Below are 17,588 nucleotides of genomic sequence, written 5' to 3' on the forward strand. Positions count from 1 at the left end.
GTTCCCCGCGGCCCATCAGCCGAGCTGGCCGGCAAGCCACAGCCACAGCGCCATCGCCGCGAAGTGGCCCGGGTACCAGGCGAGCCACAGTCGACGCGGCATGGCCGTGGGCACCGCGGGGGCCAGGCGGTGGGCCCCGGCAGCCAGCAGCAGGGCCGCCAGGCAGGTGGCGACGGTGAACGACTTGGCCATGTCGGAGCTGTTCATCAGGCCGGCGACGACCAGCACCGGCAGCGCCGTGGCGGCGGCCTTGAGGCGGTCGGCGAGCGCGTTGCCGGCCAGGTGCAGGTATTGCATGGCGAGCATGTAGAGGGGGATCATCAGCAGGCCATGGTGGCTGTACTCGACCCAGAGCCCGGCGACGCCCCACACGCCCAGCGCGACGGCGGCCTCCGCGACCAGCCTCGGCTGGCCGAGGGTGCCAGTGGCGAGGCGTGACGGCAGGGCGCGCAGCCAGACGCCCCCCGTCAGGCCCAGCGAGAGGGTGAAGCAGATATTGAGGATCAGGGCGTCGGAGGCGCGCGGCATCAGCATGTAGGGCAACTGGGCGACCAGGCCGATCACCAGGATGCGCCGGGCATAGCGCAGCGGGTTGCGGGTGTTGAAGAGCCCGTGCCAGGCGACCATGGCGGCGAACAGCGGGAAGGCGATGCGGCCGATGGAGGAGCCGGCCCAGCCCAGGTCCCAGGCATCCGGCGCGATATAGCGGGACAGGTGGTCGACGGTCATGGTGACCAGGGCCAGCCATTGTCCCCAGCCGGTCCAGGTGGACGAGGGACGGGCGCTGCCCGGCGTGGCGGGGGCCATGGCATCGGCAGTGGCATTTCCTTGTGGTGTCATCGGAACCTCCCTGGCGTGACGATGCGGACCGATTGACCGGGGTCGCCGGCAGGAGTTCCCGGTCGCCATTCGGCGACAGTCAGGTGCCGGGAGGGCACGGGATGCGAAACGGATTCGGATTCGACCTGCGCAGCATGGAGATCTTCGTCGAGGCCCTGGAGCAGGGCAGCCAGAGTGCCGCCGCCCGGCGCCTCGGGCTGACGCAGTCCTCGGTGTCGCAGTGCCTGGCCAACCTGGAGCATGCCCTGGGAGTGGCCCTGTTCAAGCGCCATAGCCGGCCGCTGGAGCCCACCAGCGCCGGGCGGCTGTTCCACGACCGGGCCCGGCGCATGCTCGAGGAGGCCCGGGCCACCCGGCGCGAGCTGCTCTCGGGGACGGCGGGACGGCTGCACCAGGTGCGCATGGCGCTGGTGGACTCGCTGGCCACCGCGGTCGGCCAGCCGCTGATCGAGGTGATCCGCCGCCACACGGGGGACTACACCCTCACCACCGGGCTCTCGCACATGCACGGCCATGCGCTGCTCACCCGGCATGTGGACATCATCATCTCCGATGACCGGCTGGAGAACTACGACGGCCTGGAGCGCCACGCCGTGCTCGGCGAGCCCTTCGTGCTGGTGGTGCCCGAGGAGGTGCCCGGCCCCCTGGACAACCTGCGCTGGCTGGCCCGCCAGCTCGACTTCATGCGCTACACCCCCCAGTCGCTGATCGGCCAGGCGATCGAGCGCCACCTGCGCCTCAACCAGCTGGAGCTGCCGGCACGGCTGCACCTGGACAACACCTTCGCCCTGCTCAGCCTGGTCAGTGCCGGGGCCGGCTGGACCATCACCACCCCGCTTTGCCTCTACCAGGCGGGCCTGACCGGATTGCGGGTGAGGGTCGCGCCCCTGCCCACCGCCCCCTTCGCCCGCCAGCTGACCCTGGTCGCACGTCGCGACGAGCTCGGCGCCCTGCCGGCCCTGCTGGCCAGCGATAGCCGTCGCCTCCTCGAGCGCCACTTCCTGGCCGAGATCACCCGCGAGCTGCCCTGGCTGGCCGAGGGGATCCGCTTCGACGGCTGAGTCGCCGCGGCGCTGCCCCCTGACGGCGCAGGGCGCTCGGTGCTGACCCCTGGCATGCACTATCGGTTCTGTCGATAGTGCAGCCGTTGTCGAAGCCGATGCTGCTTGCGGTTCCTCCCGGGCCTGCCAAGACTCCAGGCATCGTCGGCCCGGGAACAATGACAACATCATGCCGAGAGCCATCGTCTTCTACGTGCGCTGGGTGGATGCCTTCAACCGTCGTGTGGGGCGCCTGGTCATGCTGCTGATCTTCGTGATGATCGGCCTGCTGCTCTATGCCTCCATCTCGCGCAGCCTGTTCAACAGCCCGCTGGTGTGGGGCATCGAGGTCTCCCAGTTCCTGATGGCCGCCTACTACCTGCTGGGCGGGGCCTACTCCATGCAGCTCGACTCCCACGTGCGCATGGACCTCTTCTACTCGCGCTGGTCGGACCGCACCCGGGCCCTGGTCGATGTCCTGACCATGCTGCTGCTGTTCGTCTTCCTCGGGGCCCTGCTGGCCGGCGGCATCTCCAGCACCGGCTATGCGCTGCGCTACGGCGAGACCAGCTACACCACCTGGGCGCCGCCGCTGGCGCCGATCAAGATCATCATGACCCTCGGCATCCTGCTGATGCTGCTGCAGTGCCTCTCGACCTTCTTCAAGGACATCGCGCGGATCCGCGGGGAGGTCATCGAATGACCTACCAGGCCATCGCCGCGCTGATGTTCTCGACCATGATGCTGCTGCTGCTCACCGGGCAGCGGGTCTTCGGCGTCATCGGCTTCGTCGGGGCCGCCTCGGCGCTGCTGCTGTGGGGCGACGGCGGGATCGAGATGCCCTTCACGGCGGCGATCCAGCTGATGAACTGGTATCCGCTGCTGACCCTGCCGCTGTTCATCTTCATGGGCTACATGCTCTCGGAATCGGGCATCGCCGGCGAGCTCTACGAGATGTTCCACGTCTGGATGGGTTCGCTGAAGGGGGGGCTGGCGGTCGGCACCATCGGCCTGATGGTGGTGATCTCGGCGATGAACGGCCTGAGCGTGGCGGGGATGGCCATCGGCGCCACCATCGCCCTGCCCGAACTTTTGCGCCGCGGCTACGACAAGACCATGGTCACCGGGGTGATCCAGGCGGGCAGCTCCCTGGGCATCCTGGTGCCGCCCAGCGTGGTGCTGGTGCTCTACGGCATGATCGCCCGCCAGCCGGTCAGCCAGCTGTGGCTGGCGGGGGCCATCCCTGGACTGATCCTGGCCGGGCTCTTCGTGCTCTACATCGTCGTGCGCTGCCACTTCCAGCCCCATCTGGGCCCGGCGCTGCCCGCCGAGGAGCGCAACCTGTCACTGGCGGAGAAGCTGCGCCTGCTGCGCGCCGGCATCCTGCCCCTGCTGATCTTCTTCTTCATGACCGGCCTGTTCCTGATGGGGGTGACCAGCCTGGTGGAGAGCTCGGCCGTCGGTGCCCTGGCGGCGACCCTGGCGGCGCTGGCCAAGCGACGGCTCAACGGCAAGGTGATGGAGGCGACCCTGCACAAGACGCTGGGCATCAGCTGCATGTTCATGTGGATCATCCTCGCGGCGCTCTGCTTCGGGGCGGTGTTCGACGGGCTGGGGGCAGTGCGCGCCATCGAGGGGCTCTTCCTCGACCGCATCGGCATGAGCCCCTGGCAGATACTGGTGATGATGCAGCTCTCCTACCTCCTGCTCGGCATGTTCCTCGACGATACCGCCATGCTGGTGATCGTCGCGCCGCTCTATGTGCCGCTGGTGATCAGCCTGGGCTTCGACCCGATCTGGTACGGGGTGCTCTACACCATCACCGTGCAGATCGCCTACATGACCCCACCCTTCGGCTACAACCTCTTCCTGATGCGGGCCATGGCGCCGCCGGAGATCTCGCTGGGGGACATCTACCGCAGCGTCTGGCCCTTCGTGGGCATCATGCTGCTGGGGCTGGCGCTGATCACCGCCTTCCCGCAGCTGGCGCTGTGGCTGCCGCAGCTCTATCGCGGCTATTGAGCCGGGCGAGCGCGCCCAAGGAGGTGCCGACACGCGACTGCAATGACCTTGCCGAACAACAACCACCATCGCAGGAGAAGAACCATGACCAACCGTCGCGATTTCCTCAAGAAGGCCGGGGTGGCCACCGCCGCCACGGTCGGGGCGGCCACCGTCGGTGCCCCCTACGTGAAGGCGCAATCCAGCCCCATCCGCTGGCGCCTGCAGACCTATGCCGGCCCGGCCCTGGCCGAGCACGTCATCAAGCCCTCCATCGATGCCTTCAACCGGGCCGCCAACGGCGAGATGGAGATCGAGCTCTACTACGCCGACCAGCTGGTGCCCACCGGCGAGCTGTTCCGCGCCATGCAGCGCGGCACCATCGATGCGGTGCAGAGCGACGACGACTCCATCAACGCCCCGGTGGATGTCTCGGTGTTCGGCGGCTACTTCCCCTTCGCCTCGCGCTACAGCCTCGACGTGCCGGCGCTGTTCCACCACTACGGCCTCAAGGAGATCTGGGAGGAGGCCTACGGCGAGGTGGAGGGCGTGACCTGGCTGGGGTCCGGCTCCTGGGATCCCTGCAACTTCGTCACCCGGGAGCCGATCCGCAGCATCAAGGATCTGGAGGGCAAGCGAGTCTTCACCTTCCCCACGGCGGGACGCTTCCTCAGCCGCTTCGGCGTGGTGCCGGTGACCCTGCCCTGGGAGGACATCGAGGTCGCCATGCAGACCCGCGAGCTCGACGGCATCGCCTGGGCCGGCATCACCGAGGCCTACACCGTGGGCTGGGCCGACGTCAGCAACTACTACCTGACCAACAACATCTCCGGCGCCTGGGCAGGGTCGTATTTCGCCAATACCGAGCGCTGGGAGGAGCTGCCCGAGCACCTCAAGACGCTGTTCCGGCTGTGCATGGACAGCTCCCACTACTACCGCCAGCACTGGTACTGGTGGGGCGAGGCGCACTACCGCACCACCGGCGGCAAGCTGGAGCTGACCTCGATCCCCGAGGCGGAGTGGCAGACCATCGAGGACGAGGCGCTGGCGTTCTGGGACGAGATCGCCCAGGAGAGCGAGCGCAGCGCCCGAGTGGTGCAGATCCTCAAGGACTATCGCCAGACCATGCAGGAGGCCGGTCCTCCTTACCGCTACTCCTGAGCAACGGACGGGGTGGTGCGGCGCCCGTCGCCCGCCCCGCAGGCTCGCCGTCGGTCGACGGTGGGACAGGACCCGGCAGGATAAGGAGGCGCCATGAGCCGATTGCAGCCAAGAGCGGTAGCCAGTGCCGAGGACGCGCGCCGCATCGTCGAGGCCCGTGGCCTCAGCCACGTCAAGGTGGGGATGTTTGACATCGACGGCGTGATGCTCGGCAAGTACATGGGGCGCGAGAAGTTCTTCGCCTCCCTGGAGAAGGGATTCGCCTTCTGCGATGTGGTGCTGGGCTGGGACAGCAAGGACGAGCTCTACGACAACGTGCGCTTCACCGGCTGGCACACCGGCTACCCTGATGCGCCGCTGCGGATCGTGCCGGAGAGCTGTCGCGAGGTGCCCGCCGAGGGCGACATGCTGCTCTTCCTCGCCGAGTTCGAGGGGCCCGCCGAGGCGATCTGCCCGCGCGGCCTGCTCAGGCGGGTGCTGGCGCGGACCGAGGCGATGGGCTTCACCGCCCGTGCCGCCCTGGAGTACGAGTTCTTCCTCTTCCAGGAGACGCCGGAATCGGTCCGCGAGAAGGGCTTCCGGAACCTGAGGCCGTTCACCCCCGACATGATGGGCTACTCCATGCTCAGGAGCTCGGTGCACGGCGAGCTCTATCACGAGCTGCTGGCCATGGCCGAGGCCATGGACTTTCCCATCGAGGGGCTGCACACCGAGACCGGCCCCGGGGTGCTCGAGGCGGCCATCGGGGTGGACGAGGCGCTCGCCGCCGCCGACAAGGGGGCGTTGTTCAAGACCTTCACCAAGGTGTGGGCCCAGCGTCGAGGCCTGATGGCCACCTTCATGGCCAAGTGGTCACCGGACTATCCTGGCCAGAGTGGCCATATCCACCTGTCGCTGCGCCACGCCGACAGTGACGCCTCGGCCTTCTTCGATGCGGCGGCGCCGGACCGGATGAGCGACCTGCAGCGCCACTTCGTGGCCGGTCAGCAGGCCCTGATGCCGGAGCTGCTGGCGATGTTGGCCCCCACCATCAACAGCTACACCCGGCTGATCCCCGGCTTCTGGGCGCCCACCGATGCCACCTGGGGCGTCGAGAACCGTACCACCGCGCTGCGGGTGATTCCCGGCAGCGAGGCCTCCCAGCGGGTCGAGTACCGCCTGGGCAGCGCCGATGCCAATCCCTACCTGGCGATGGCCGCGGCCATCGCCTCGGGACTCTGGGGGATCGAGCAGCGCCTCGAGCCCGACCCGCCGGTCGAGGGCAACGCCTATGATCGCGAGCATCCGCCGCACCAGGCGCTGCCCCGTACCCTGTGGGAGGCCGCCCAGCGCCTGCGGGGCTCGGCGGCGGCCCGCGACCTCTTCGGCGACGACTTCGTCGAGCACTTCGCGGCGACCCGCGAGTGGGAGGAGCGCCAGTTCCGGCGCCATATCACGGACTGGGAGCTGGATCGCTATTTCGAAATCATCTGAGAGCCGAGCGCCGAGCGCCGAGCGCCGAGCGGCCGAGCGGCGCCGGGGACAGGCCGTAGCGGGGGTCCTATGCCAGGGATGGCATCGGTAGCGTCCAGGGAGGGATTCACAGCGCCCCCGCGAAGACCTGTCGACGGATCAGCCGCGAGTGCTGACACCGGTTGACCTGTCATTTGTCCGAGGAGGGGAGCATGGCCATACAACGCACGATTTCGCCGGTGGACGGGTCGGTCTACGTGGAGCGGGAACAGGCCTCTGCGGCGGCCATCGAGGCGGCCCTCGACCGGGCGGTGGCGGCACAGCGTGCCTGGCGCGAGGTGCCGCTGGAGGAGCGCGCGCGCCTCTGCTCGCGCATGGTGGATGCCTTCGTGGCCCGCCGCGACGCCCTGGCGGAGGAGCTGACCTGGCAGATGGGACGCCCCATCGCCGCGGCCGCCGGCGAGATGGGCGGCTTCGAGGAGCGGGCGCGGACCATGATCGCCCTGGCCGAGGAGGCGCTGGCGCCGATCCAGCTGGCAGAAAAGCCCGGCTTCACGCGCTACATCACCCGCGAGCCGCTGGGGGTATCGCTGGTGGTGGCGCCCTGGAACTACCCTTACATGACCGCGGTGAACGCCCTGGTGCCGGCGATCATGGCCGGCAATAGCGTGCTCCTCAAGCATTCCGCCCAGACGCCGCTGTGCGCCGAGCGGCTCCAGCAGGCCTGCGACGAGGCCGGGCTTCCGGCTGGCGTCTTCCAGCACCTGCACCTTTCCCATGCCGACACCGAGGCGCTGATCCGTGACCCGCGGCTCGACCACGTCGCCTTCACCGGCTCGGTGGCGGGCGGGGCCATGGTCGAGCGCAACGCTGCCGGGCGCTTCATCGCCACCGGCCTGGAGCTGGGCGGAAAGGATCCGGCCTACGTGCGCGCCGATGCCGATCTCGACGCCGCGGTGGAGGGGGTGATGGACGGGGCCTTCTTCAACTCGGGGCAGAGCTGCTGCGGGATCGAGCGCCTCTACGTGGACGCCTCGATCCACGACGCCTTCGTCGAGCGCGCGGTGGCCTGGGTGCGGCAGCTCCGGCTCGGCAACCCCACCGACCCGGCGACGACCCTCGGCCCGCTGGTCAGGCCGGCGGCGGCGGACTTCGTGCGCGGCCAGGTGGAGGAGGCGGTGGCGGCCGGCGCCACGGCCTGGATCGACCCCGGCGACTACCCGCTCTCGGTGCCGGGCAGCGCCTACCTGGCGCCCCAGCTGCTGACCGGGGTCGACCACACCATGCGCGTGATGACCGAGGAGAGCTTCGGCCCGGTGGTGGGCGTCATGCCGGTGGCCGACGACGAGGCGGCCATCGCGCTGATGAACGACAGTGCCTTCGGCCTGACCGCGGCGGTGTTCACCCGCGACCTCGTCGCCGGCGAGGCCATCGCCCGGCGGCTGGAGGCCGGCACGGTCTTCACCAACCGCTGTGACTACCTGGACCCGGAACTGGCCTGGACGGGCGTCAAGTGCTCCGGTCGCGGCTGCTCGCTGTCGCGGCTGGGCTACGAGACCCTGACCCGGCCCAAGTCCTTCCATCTCAAGCATGCCTGACGGCGGAGGTCCCCATGAGCTTCGATCCCGACCACTACCGCATGGGCTGGAACTACCCGGCCCCCATCCTCACCGGCCCCGGCCGCATCCGCGAGCTTCCCGGGCTGTGCCGGGAGCTCGGCATGACCGCGCCGCTGCTGGTCACCGACCCGGGCCTGGCGGGCCTGCCCATGGTGCGCGACCTCCTTGACCTGGGCCGGGCCGAGGGCCTGGCCATCGGGGTGTTCAGCGAGATCAAGGGCAACCCCACCGGTGCCAACGTGCTGGCCGGGGTGGCTGCCTTCAATGACGGCGGCCACGACGGGGTGATCGCCTTCGGCGGCGGCTCGGGGCTCGATGCCGCCAAGGCCGTGGCGCTGATGGCCCGCCAGCGCGAGGGGCTCTCGCTGTGGGCGCTGGAGGACGTGGGTGACAACTGGACCCATGCCGACGGCGCGGCCATCGTGCCCTGTGTGGCGGTGCCCACCACCGCCGGCACCGGCTCCGAGGTGGGGCGCGCCTCGGTGATCACCGACGAGGCGGCCCACGTCAAGCGGATCATCTTCCATCCCGGCATGGTGCCGGACCGGGTCATCCTCGACCCGGAGCTCACCGTCGGCCTGCCGGCGGCCATCACCGCGGCCACCGGCATGGACGCGCTCTCCCACTGCCTGGAGGCCTGGTGCTCGCCGATGTTCCACCCCATGGCGGAGGGCATCGCCGTGGAGGGAGTGCGGCGGGTGCGTGACTTCCTGCCTCGGGCCTTCGCCGACGGCGGGGACCTGGAGGCGCGCATGAACATGCTGGTGGCCTCGAGCATGGGCGCCACCGCCTTCCAGCGCGGCCTGGGCGCCATGCATGCCCTGGCCCACCCCCTCGGGGCGCTGCATGACGCCCACCACGGCACGCTCAATGCGGTGCTGATGCCCTATGTGCTGCGCGCCAACGAGCGGGCCATCGGCGAGCCCATGGTGCGTCTGGGACGCTACCTCGCCCTGGCCCAGCCCGGGACGGCCAGCGTGATCGACTGGGTGCTGGACCTGCGCGAGCTGCTCGGCATCCCGCACACCCTGGCCGAGCTGGGCATCGACACCGGGCGTGCCGACCGGGTGGGACGCATGGCGGTGGAAGACCCCTCCTCGGGGACCAACCCCGTCGCCTTCACGGCCGACGAGTATCGCGACCTCTTCGTGGCGGCCGTGGAGGGCCGGCTCTGAGCGCAGCGGGCGGTGCCGGGCGCTCGGCAGGGGGAGGGGTGAGATGATACGGGGAGGGCAGGGCATGGTGATCGGACTGCTGCAGTGTGACGACGTGGCGCCGGAGCTGCGCGGCCGCCACGGCAACTATCCCGAGATGTTCGAGGCGCTGTTCCATCGTGTCGACCCGAGCCTGAGGTTCAGGGTGTGGCGCTGCCTGGACGGCGAGATCCCCGACGACGTCGAGGCGGTGGATGCCTGGCTGACCACGGGATCGAAGTTCGGGGTCAACGACGAGCTGCCCTGGATCGCCGCGCTCGAGGCCTTCGTGCGCGCCCTCTGGGTGGGGGGCAAGCCGCTGGTGGGGATCTGCTTCGGCCACCAGCTGATGGCCAGGGCGCTGGGCGGCGAGGTGGCGAAGAGCACCAGGGGCTGGGGCGTGGGCCTGTCGTTCAACCGGGTCACCGAGCGGGCCGACTGGATGACGCCCTGGCAGCCGGGACTCGACCTGCTGGTGAGCCACCAGGACCAGGTGGAACGGCTGCCGGAGGGCGCCCGGGTGCTGGGCGGCAGCGACTTCTGCCCGGCCTACCTGATGCAGGTCGGCGAGCACTTCCTCGGCGTGCAGGGCCATCCCGAGTTCACTCCGGCCTACTCCCGGGACTTGATGGCGCTGCGCGCCGACCTGGTCGGCCACCACCGGGTGCGCGAGGGCGAGGCATCGCTCTCGGCGCCGGTGGACGACACCCTGATGGTGCGCTGGATCCTGGCCTTCATGCGCCGGGCCATCGAGCGGCGCGGGAGCGCTTCCCGGGCCCCGTCCTGACGGCCGGGGCCGAACGCAGGACCGGGGCCGCTGGGGCCCCGGTCGTGTCGGCTGTTGGTTGACCGCTGGGTCAGTCCGCGCCGAAGTACCTCTCGTGGATCTCGTCGTAGGTGCCGTTCTCCTTCAGCGTCGCCAGGGCCGCGTTGAAGGCCTCGGCCAGCTCCTTGTCACGCTGGCGGAAGGCGATGCCGAAGCCCTCGCCGAAGTACTCCTTGGGCTCGGTGATCTTCTTGCCCACCACCTTGTAGTCGCCGGCCTCGCTGTCGAGCAGGGTGGACTTGCCGATCGGGAAGTCGAGGAACACCGCATCGAGGCGGCCGGAATCCATGTCCAGCACCATGTCGTCGGCGGTGGCGTAGCGGTTGACGTCGGCCACGTCGCCATACAGGTCGGTCACGTAGTTGTCCTGCAGGGTGCCGCGCTGCACGCCGAGGGTCAGGCCATCGAGGGTCTCCTCGGATGGGGTACCGATCTCGACATCGCCGGGGGCGAACCAGGCCGACGGCGGGGTGATGTAGGGATCGGAGAACAGCACCTGCTCACGGCGCTGCTCGTTGATGGTCATCGAGGACATGATGGCGTCGTACTTGCGCGCCTGGAGGCCGGGGATGATGCCGTCCCAGCCCTGCACGACCCACTCGCACTGGATGCCGATCTCGGCGCACAGGGCGTTGCCCAGGTCGATGTCGAAGCCGGTCAGCTCGCCATCGGGGGTGCGGTACTCCATGGGCTCGTAGGGCACGTCGACGCCGATGCGGATGTCGCGGACCTCGGCACTGGCGCTGCCGGCGACCAGGGCGGCGCCGAACACGCCGAGGCTCAGGATCTTGTGTAGCTTCATGGGTGTCTTCCCGTGTTGTTGGTGGTTTCACCTCGTGGGTGACGACGTGACCACGATAGCGGATGCCCGGGCCCGTCGGAAGGGGGAGCCGGTCGCTTTCAAACGCCGGTTCCCAACGCTTGTTTTACGCTCCCCGTCGTCGCCTGTCAGCCGCTCGCCGGCTTGAGGTGCGCCAGCAGGCGCCGTTCCAGGTAGCGGAACAGGTAGAGGATGGCGAACGTCAGGCAGAGGTAGATGGCCGCGACGAACAGGAAGGCGTCGAAGGGCGCGTAGTAGCGTGCATAGACGAAACGGGCCGCGCCGGTGAGGTCCATGATGGTGACCACGCTGGCGATGGCGCTGGCGTGGAGCATGAAGATCACCTCGTTGCCGTAGGCCGGCAGGGCGCGCCGGAAGGCGCTGGGCAGCACGATGCGCCGCAGCATCAGCCCCCGGGACATGCCGTAGGCCCGCGCGGCCTCGATCTCGCCTCGTGCCGTGGACTTGATGGCGCCGCGGAAGATCTCGGTGGTGTAGGCCGCGGTATTGAGGGTGAAGGCGATCAGCGCCGGCACGAAGGGCTTCTCGAGGATAACCCATAGCCAGGTCTCCTGGATCCCCTCGACGAACACCACGCCGTAGTAGATCAGGTAGAGCTGCACCAGCAGCGGAGTGCCGCGGAACACGTAGCAGTAGAGGAAGATCGGCAGGCTGATCCAGCGATGCCGCGAGCCGCGGCCGATGGCCAGGGGGACCGCCAGCACCAGGCCGATGATCAGCGACAGGAACACCAGTTGCACGGTGGTGACCAGCCCCTCGCCGTAGTAGCCGAGGGTCTGCAGGGTGAAGATGCTGTTGTCGGCGAGCTGGGCCTCCAGCCAGGTCATCAGGGCTTCCATCAGTCCGCCTCCCGGTAGCCGACGTCATAGCGTTTCTGCAACCGCGCGAAGCCCCACTCCGAGACCGTGGCGATCAGCAGGTAGATGGCGGCGACGATGATCATGAAGGTGAAGGGCTCGCGGGTGGCCTTGGAGGCCTCGGCGGCCACTCGCACCATGTCGGTGAGGCCGATCACCGAGACCAGGGCGGTGGTCTTGAGCAGCACCATCCAGTTGTTGGAGAGGCCGGGGATGGCGTGGCGCATCATCTGCGGGAAGCGGATGCGCCGGAACACCAGCCAGTGGTTCATGCCGTAGGCGCGGCCGGCCTCGATCTGGCCGCTGTCCACCGCCAGGAAGGCGCCGCGGAAGGTCTCGCCCATGTAGGCGCCGAAGATCAGCCCGATGGTGATCACCCCGGCGACGAACTCGTTGACGTTGATGAAGATGTCCCAGCCGAAGCGCTCGTAGAGCTGGTCGGTGACCATGTTGATGCCGATCTGGCCGCCGAAGAAGAGCAGCATCATCAGCACCAGGTCGGGGACGCCGCGGATGACGGTGGTATAGAGGGTGCCGATGCGGTGGGCCAGCCAGCTTCGTGACATCTTGGCGCTGGCGGTGAGCAGGCCCAGCACGATGGCCAGCAGCAGCGAAAGCACCGCCAGCTCGATGGTGATCAGCGCGCCTTCGGCGAGGCGCGGGCCGTAGCCGTGAAGGTCGATCATGGGAGTCTCCTCGTCCGGGTCGCCTCAGTGCTTGGGCGCCAGGAACTGCTTGAGCCGTTCGGAGCGCGGGTTGCCCAGTACCTCGTCCGGCGGGCCGGCTTCCTCGACTCGCCCCTGGTGGAGATAGATCACCTGGGAAGAGACGTCGCGGGCAAAGGCCATCTCGTGGGTGACCACGATCATGGTGCGCCCCTCCTCGGCGAGGTCGCGCATCACCTTCAGCACGTCGCCCACCAGCTCCGGGTCCAGCGCCGAGGTGGGCTCGTCGAAGAGCATCACCTCCGGGTCCATGGCCAGGGCCCGGGCGATGGCCCCGCGCTGCTGCTGGCCGCCGGACATCTGCGCCGGGTAGTAGTCGGCGCGCTCGGCCAGGCCGACTCGCTCGAGCAGCTGCCGGGCATGGGCGATGGCCTCCTTCTTCGGCTTGCCGAGCACATGGACCGGCGCCTCGATGACGTTCTCGAGCAGGGTCATGTGGGCCCAGAGGTTGAAGCTCTGGAAGACCATGGAGAGCTTGGCGCGCATGCGCACGACCTGCTTCCAGTCGGCCGGCTCGCGGCCGTGCCTGGTCTGCTTGAAGCGGATCTCCTCGCCGTGGACGATCAGGTCGCCCTCGTCGGGCTGCTCGAGCAGGTTCATGCAGCGCAGGAAGGTGCTCTTGCCGGAACCGGAGGCTCCGATCAGCGTGATCACGTCGCCCTTGTGGGCCTTCAGTGAGAGGCCCTTGAGGACCTCGGTGTCGCCGAAGCGCTTGGTGATGTTGCGCACTTCCAGCGGAATCGGGGTATCGGCCATGGAACGGGCTCCAGATCGTGGGCGGTCCGCCGCATCAGGGGTCGGCCGGCGCGGGTCAGGGTCAAGACCGGGGATCGAAAAGAGGGCGATTCTAACAGGCCGGAGGATTTCCGGAAGGAGACCGCGACCAGCCGGATAGTCTACCTCGGTCCGGGGCGGGGATGGCATGGGGCATGGGGATTCTCCTGGCGATTGTTGTTGTGGGTTGCCGGGGGTGTCGTCAGGCCGGGGGCGGGCTCGGCACCACCAGCAGCGCCGCCCGGGCACCGATCTCGACCTCGGCATTGGGAAAGACCACCGACAGGGGCGTCGCGCCGACGCGGGTCTCGCCGGCGACGGCGTCTTCCGCCAGTCGGGTGCCCGGCGGGAACTCGCTGAAGTTGGGCGTATCGTCCGGGAAGCAGAGCCGGAAGGCCTCGCTTTGGCGCAGCAGCTCGTGCTCGGCGCGAAAGAAGGTCATGGCACCGGGGTTGCCCTCGGCCGGCGCGCGGCCCTCCACCAGAGCCTCGAGCAGCCGGGCCATGGGGGCCAGGGGGATGAGGTCGTTGTGGCCGAACGGCCGGGCGCGGCCCAGTTCCAGGGTGAAGGCCGCCGCGCCATGGTAGTGCCTGGCGTAGTGCGAGAAGGTCCAGCTGTGGCGGTGCTGGTGCAGTACCGCCTGGATGCCGGCGGCGGCCAGCCAGCGCCACTGCTCGGGAGGCGTCGGCGTCTCGGCGAAGGGCTCGACCACGAAGCGCGGGAAGCGGCTGTCGCGGATCGCCGTGTGCAGGTCGTAGTGCAGGCGCTCCCGGCCGGGATGGCGGGCGTAGAAGGCATCCACCTCGGCCATCAGCGCCCGGGCCCGGTCGGGCTCGTCACCCGCCTCCTCGAGGTCGCGGCGGAACAGCCGGTTGAGGTTGGTGGCGACATAGCGCTCGCCGCGCCGGATCGCCTCGGGGTTGCCCAGGATCACCAGCAGCGGGGCGCCCAGGCGAAGCAGCCCGGCCTCCAGCCGGGCCAGGACCTCGCCCAGCAGCTCCATGGGGGCCGTCTCGTTGCCGTGGACCCCGGCCGAGAGCACGCAGGCCCGTGCTCCAGCTGAGGGGGCATCCGGCACGAGCTCGAGCACCCCCGGGGCGAGCAGCCGGAAATGCCCCCCGGCGACCCCGCCCTCGGCGCGGGAGGGCGGGCGTCCCTCCAGGCCCTGGTCGAGCCACTCAGCCAGCATGGTCGGGACGGGCGTCGGTGGACTCGAAGATCCGGTCGGCGCTGGCGGCGACGAACCCCTGGTAGAGCCGCCCCTCGGCATCCGGATAGCGGCGGGCGAACTCGTAGTAGCAGGTGGGGATCTCCTCGACCCGGCCGCCGGAGAAGGTGAAGGGCATGCGGTCGGCGAGCGTCGAGGCCTGCTCGAGCAGCACCTCGGGGGAGCCCTTGATGCGCCCGCCGGACGCATTGATGGAGAGCCCCAGCGACTCGACCTTTGCCAGCAGCTTCTCCAGGGTGTCGTGGCGGCGCAGGTGGTTGACGCTGATCGTGAAGTGGTTGGCCCGCAGTCCGATGATCGACAGCCAGGCGGCGTATTCGCTCTCCTCCGCCAGGGTCCGGTACTCTCCCCAGGTCGGTGTCTCCCAGAGGCGGCCGGCCCAGAGCACCTCGGGCGAGGCGATCCGGGCGGGGTCGACCTGGGCCACCAGCTCGTCGATGATCTCCTGGGCAGGGGCCGAGAGCTCGCGGCACTTCAGCTCCGAGAGGAAGACCCTGGGCTGGTCTTCCCGCGGTGGCAGGTAGCCCCAGGCACGCAGCTTCTTGGCCTCGAAGTCGTAGGGCTCCAGCCGGGTGTAGCCCAGCGCCAGCAGGTGGGGCTCAAGGTCGGCCAGGCGGATGGGGCCGCGGTCGAAGGTGCGGAAGGCCACGTGGTCGTTGACGATGGTCTCGCCGTCGGCGACCAGGGCGTCATGGATGCGGCTCGCCTGGGGCGTCATGGCGGTGTAGTCGTCCCAGAGGCGGGCGAAGAAGTGATCGAGGCTCATGTCGGAAGGCATGTGGGCACCTGTTGTCGATGTTGTGGCGGCTGGCAACACCATCCCGTCCGTCGCCGGCCGACTCAAGGGCCAGGGTCGGTCGGATGAAAGTGGCGGGGCCCAGGGTGAAAATTCGCGCCTGGCCGGGGGAAGACGCGCGTCTTTCCCTCGGGCGGCGGCCGGCCGTGACCTTTGCAGGATGGGGAACGGGGCCTTGCCCGGCTAGACTGGCGGTGACCTCTGTCCCAAGGGCCTGCCCCAGGAGAATGCCATGACCGACCATGCCCGCCAGCTCGATGCCCACTATGATGCGCCTGCCGAACGGGACGGGCAAAGCCTGACGGCGCGGCTGCGGGCGGCCTTCCGCGAGGCGGGGTGCGACCCGGATCGCCTCACCCTGGACGAGGTCGCCGGCATCGACCAGCTGCACCTGGGTGGGCGACGGGCCAGCCGCTCCCTGGCGGCCCTGGGGCGCCTCGCCCCGGGGAGCCGGGTGCTGGACGTGGGCTGCGGCACCGGCGGGGCGAGCCGGCTGCTGGCGGCGGAGTTCGGCGCCGAGGTGACGGGCTTGGACATCACCGCGGCCTTCGTCGAGGTGGCCGGCTGGCTGAGCCGTGCCACCGGCCTCGACGGCCGGACGCGCTTCCTGTGCGCCGATGCGGCGCGCACGCCGCTGGCGGATCGCGCCTTCGACGCGGTGTGGTGCCAGCATGCGCTGATGAACATGCCCGACATCGCCGCGGTGCTCGCCGAGTGGCGCCGGCTGCTGGTGCCGGGCGGCACGCTGCTGCTGCACGAGGTGGTGGCCGGCGACGACCCCTCGCCGCTGCGCCTGCCGGTCCCCTGGGCACGCCGCGTCGAGACCAGCCACCTGCGCTCCCGGCACGCCCTGGAGGGGTTGCTGGCCGAGGGGGGCTTCGCCCCGCTGGCGGTGCAGGACGTCACCGAGTCGGCGCTCGCCTGGCGACGCAAGCACAGCCGCCGGGAGGGCGACGGGTCGCCGCCGGGGCCGGCGCTGCCCGGGCCGGGGCTGATCTTCGGCGAGGCCTTCGCCGAGATGGGGCGCAACCTGCGCGACAACCTGGCCGCGGACCGGGTGCGTATCCTCGAGGGCGTTTGGCGCAGGGCGTGATGTTTCGTTCCGGTCGACCGGTAGCGTCGAATTTCTTCGCTTCCGTTCGCATCCGTCGATCCTACACTGGGAGTCCCCAACCGATGGAACGACGAGAGGAGGCGAGCGAATGCCCCGGATACTGGTGCTCTACCACTCCATGTATGGCCATATCGACACCCTGGCCCGCACCGTGGCCGAGGGGGCGCGCGACGTCGAGGGCGTCGAGGTCACCCTCAAGCGGGTGCCCGAGACCATGGACGCCGAGGCCTTCGCCAAGGCCGGCGGCCAGTCCTTCGACACCCCCGAGGCGAGCCCCGATGAGCTGGCCGACTTCGATGCCGTGATCTTCGGCAGCCCGACCCGCTTCGGCAACATGTCCGCCCAGATGCGCACCTTCCTCGACCAGACCGGCGGCTTGTGGGCGGGTGGCAAGCTGCGCGGCAAGGTGGCCAGCGTCTTCACCTCCACCGGTACCGGTGGCGGCCAGGAGACCACCATCACCTCCTTCTGGCACACCTTGGCGCACCACGGCATGGTGATCGTGCCGCTGGGCTATGGCATCGACGAGCAGTACGTCTTCGACCAGGCCGGTGGTGGCAACCCCTACGGCGCCTCCACCATCGCCGGGGGCGACGGCTCGCGCCAGCCCGACGAGCGGGAGCTCAGGATCGCGCGCTTCCAGGGCGAGCACGTGGCGCGCATCGCCGCGAAGCTGGCCGGCTGACGCCGGTTCGCGCCATCTGCTCGTACACCAGGCCCCGACCCGCCCTCCCAGCCAGAGAGCGGGCCGGGGTCTTGTCACTTTAGGGCCTCAGTGCCGGCGGGGGCCGCGGACCAGGTAGCTCAACGGGTGCAGCACCAGCCAGGTGATCAGGGCGACGCCGAGCGCCGCCGCCACCAGCGCCGCCCAGTCGGTGGCCGTGGCGACGAAGGCGAGGCGCGAGCCGGTCAACCGCGGCAGCCACCACAGGGTCGAGACGCCCGCCAGCAGGGCGACGATGGCGGCTGGCAAGCAACGGTAGTCGGTGAACCGATAGCCGCGCAGCCGTCCGACCAGTTGCGCGACCACCAGCAGTGCAAGGATCGCCAGGATCAACGGCAGGAAGGGCGGGATGGCGTGGGACAGCACCGCGAGGATGCCGGCAAGCGAGAATTGCATG

Annotated in this window: 18 protein-coding genes; 10 read left to right on the forward strand and 8 right to left on the reverse strand. The window is 69.6% G+C overall.

Translation table 11 applies throughout. The features are described from left to right. Positions 1–15 precede the first annotated feature (15 nt). Positions 16–840 carry a TraX family protein gene (locus P8934_RS02980; RefSeq protein ID WP_278032858.1) on the reverse strand — a complete coding sequence of 275 codons (825 nt, stop codon included), beginning with the start codon at positions 838–840 and terminating at the stop codon, positions 16–18. Positions 841–941: 101 nt separating this feature from the next. Here P8934_RS02980 and P8934_RS02985 point away from each other — a divergent pair, with 101 nt between their 5' ends. The 8 genes from P8934_RS02985 to P8934_RS03020 all read left to right on the forward strand — a co-directional run bounded on the left by P8934_RS02985 (position 942) and on the right by P8934_RS03020 (position 10,093). Beyond that, complete coding sequence (locus tag P8934_RS02985; RefSeq protein ID WP_278032859.1) at positions 942–1,901, forward strand: LysR family transcriptional regulator; 960 nt, start codon at positions 942–944, stop codon at positions 1,899–1,901. Positions 1,902–2,070: 169 nt separating this feature from the next. Continuing rightward, positions 2,071–2,583 carry a TRAP transporter small permease subunit gene (locus P8934_RS02990; RefSeq protein WP_278032860.1) on the forward strand — a complete coding sequence of 171 codons (513 nt, stop codon included), beginning with the start codon at positions 2,071–2,073 and terminating at the stop codon, positions 2,581–2,583. Then, positions 2,580–3,902, forward strand: a complete 1,323-nt coding sequence (locus tag P8934_RS02995; protein WP_278032861.1) for a TRAP transporter large permease subunit — start codon at positions 2,580–2,582, stop codon at positions 3,900–3,902. The genes P8934_RS02990 and P8934_RS02995 overlap by 4 nt, the downstream gene beginning before the upstream one ends. Positions 3,903–3,986: 84 nt before the next feature. Continuing rightward, complete coding sequence (locus P8934_RS03000; RefSeq protein WP_278032862.1) at positions 3,987–5,042, forward strand: TRAP transporter substrate-binding protein; 1,056 nt, start codon at positions 3,987–3,989, stop codon at positions 5,040–5,042. Between the two features lie 93 nt (positions 5,043–5,135). Then, positions 5,136–6,515, forward strand: coding sequence for a glutamine synthetase (locus P8934_RS03005; RefSeq protein ID WP_278032863.1), 1,380 nt, complete (start codon positions 5,136–5,138; stop codon positions 6,513–6,515). Positions 6,516–6,706: 191 nt separating this feature from the next. Next, positions 6,707–8,092 carry an aldehyde dehydrogenase family protein gene (locus P8934_RS03010; RefSeq protein WP_278032864.1) on the forward strand — a complete coding sequence of 462 codons (1,386 nt, stop codon included), beginning with the start codon at positions 6,707–6,709 and terminating at the stop codon, positions 8,090–8,092. Between the two features lie 14 nt (positions 8,093–8,106). Further along, positions 8,107–9,288: an iron-containing alcohol dehydrogenase gene (locus tag P8934_RS03015; protein WP_278032865.1), complete on the forward strand. Its 1,182-nt coding sequence runs from the start codon at positions 8,107–8,109 to the stop codon at positions 9,286–9,288. Between the two features lie 64 nt (positions 9,289–9,352). After that, complete coding sequence (locus P8934_RS03020) at positions 9,353–10,093, forward strand: GMP synthase (protein WP_278032866.1); 741 nt, start codon at positions 9,353–9,355, stop codon at positions 10,091–10,093. Between the two features lie 70 nt (positions 10,094–10,163). On the opposite strand, the gene P8934_RS03025 is transcribed toward P8934_RS03020, so the two are convergent. From P8934_RS03025 to P8934_RS03050, 6 genes are all read right to left on the reverse strand, one after another. Continuing rightward, positions 10,164–10,934 carry a transporter substrate-binding domain-containing protein gene (locus P8934_RS03025; protein WP_133636063.1) on the reverse strand — a complete coding sequence of 257 codons (771 nt, stop codon included), beginning with the start codon at positions 10,932–10,934 and terminating at the stop codon, positions 10,164–10,166. A gap of 146 nt (positions 10,935–11,080) precedes the next feature. After that, entirely contained in the window at positions 11,081–11,812 is a 732-nt protein-coding gene (locus tag P8934_RS03030) for an ABC transporter permease (RefSeq protein ID WP_133636064.1), read from the reverse strand. Then, positions 11,812–12,516, reverse strand: coding sequence for an ABC transporter permease (locus P8934_RS03035; protein WP_278032867.1), 705 nt, complete (start codon positions 12,514–12,516; stop codon positions 11,812–11,814). The genes P8934_RS03030 and P8934_RS03035 overlap by 1 nt, the downstream gene beginning before the upstream one ends. 24 nt (positions 12,517–12,540) lie before the next feature. Next, entirely contained in the window at positions 12,541–13,311 is a 771-nt protein-coding gene (locus P8934_RS03040; protein ID WP_278032868.1) for an ATP-binding cassette domain-containing protein, read from the reverse strand. A 220-nt stretch (positions 13,312–13,531) separates the two neighbouring features. Continuing rightward, positions 13,532–14,518, reverse strand: coding sequence for a succinylglutamate desuccinylase (locus tag P8934_RS03045; RefSeq protein WP_278032869.1), 987 nt, complete (start codon positions 14,516–14,518; stop codon positions 13,532–13,534). Next, positions 14,508–15,335 (reverse strand): DUF1338 domain-containing protein, encoded by an 828-nt coding sequence (locus tag P8934_RS03050; RefSeq protein WP_278032870.1) that lies wholly within the window; start codon positions 15,333–15,335, stop codon positions 14,508–14,510. Before P8934_RS03050 ends, P8934_RS03045 begins: the two co-directional genes overlap by 11 nt. Before the next feature lie 250 nt (positions 15,336–15,585). Here P8934_RS03050 and P8934_RS03055 point away from each other — a divergent pair, with 250 nt between their 5' ends. Together P8934_RS03055 and wrbA are read left to right on the forward strand one after the other, a co-directional pair. Next, positions 15,586–16,446 carry a class I SAM-dependent methyltransferase gene (locus P8934_RS03055; protein ID WP_278032871.1) on the forward strand — a complete coding sequence of 287 codons (861 nt, stop codon included), beginning with the start codon at positions 15,586–15,588 and terminating at the stop codon, positions 16,444–16,446. Positions 16,447–16,555: 109 nt separating this feature from the next. Then, positions 16,556–17,152, forward strand: a complete 597-nt coding sequence (wrbA, locus tag P8934_RS03060) for an NAD(P)H:quinone oxidoreductase (protein WP_278032872.1) — start codon at positions 16,556–16,558, stop codon at positions 17,150–17,152. 87 nt (positions 17,153–17,239) lie between these two features. Here the strand turns inward: wrbA and P8934_RS03065 are convergent, their stop codons facing one another. Further along, entirely contained in the window at positions 17,240–17,587 is a 348-nt protein-coding gene (locus P8934_RS03065; protein ID WP_278032873.1) for a hypothetical protein, read from the reverse strand. Between the last annotated feature and the right edge of the window lies 1 nt (position 17,588).

The organism is Halomonas sp. CKK8 (assembly GCF_029625235.1).
In the GTDB taxonomy this organism is placed as follows: domain Bacteria; phylum Pseudomonadota; class Gammaproteobacteria; order Pseudomonadales; family Halomonadaceae; genus Halomonas; species Halomonas ventosae.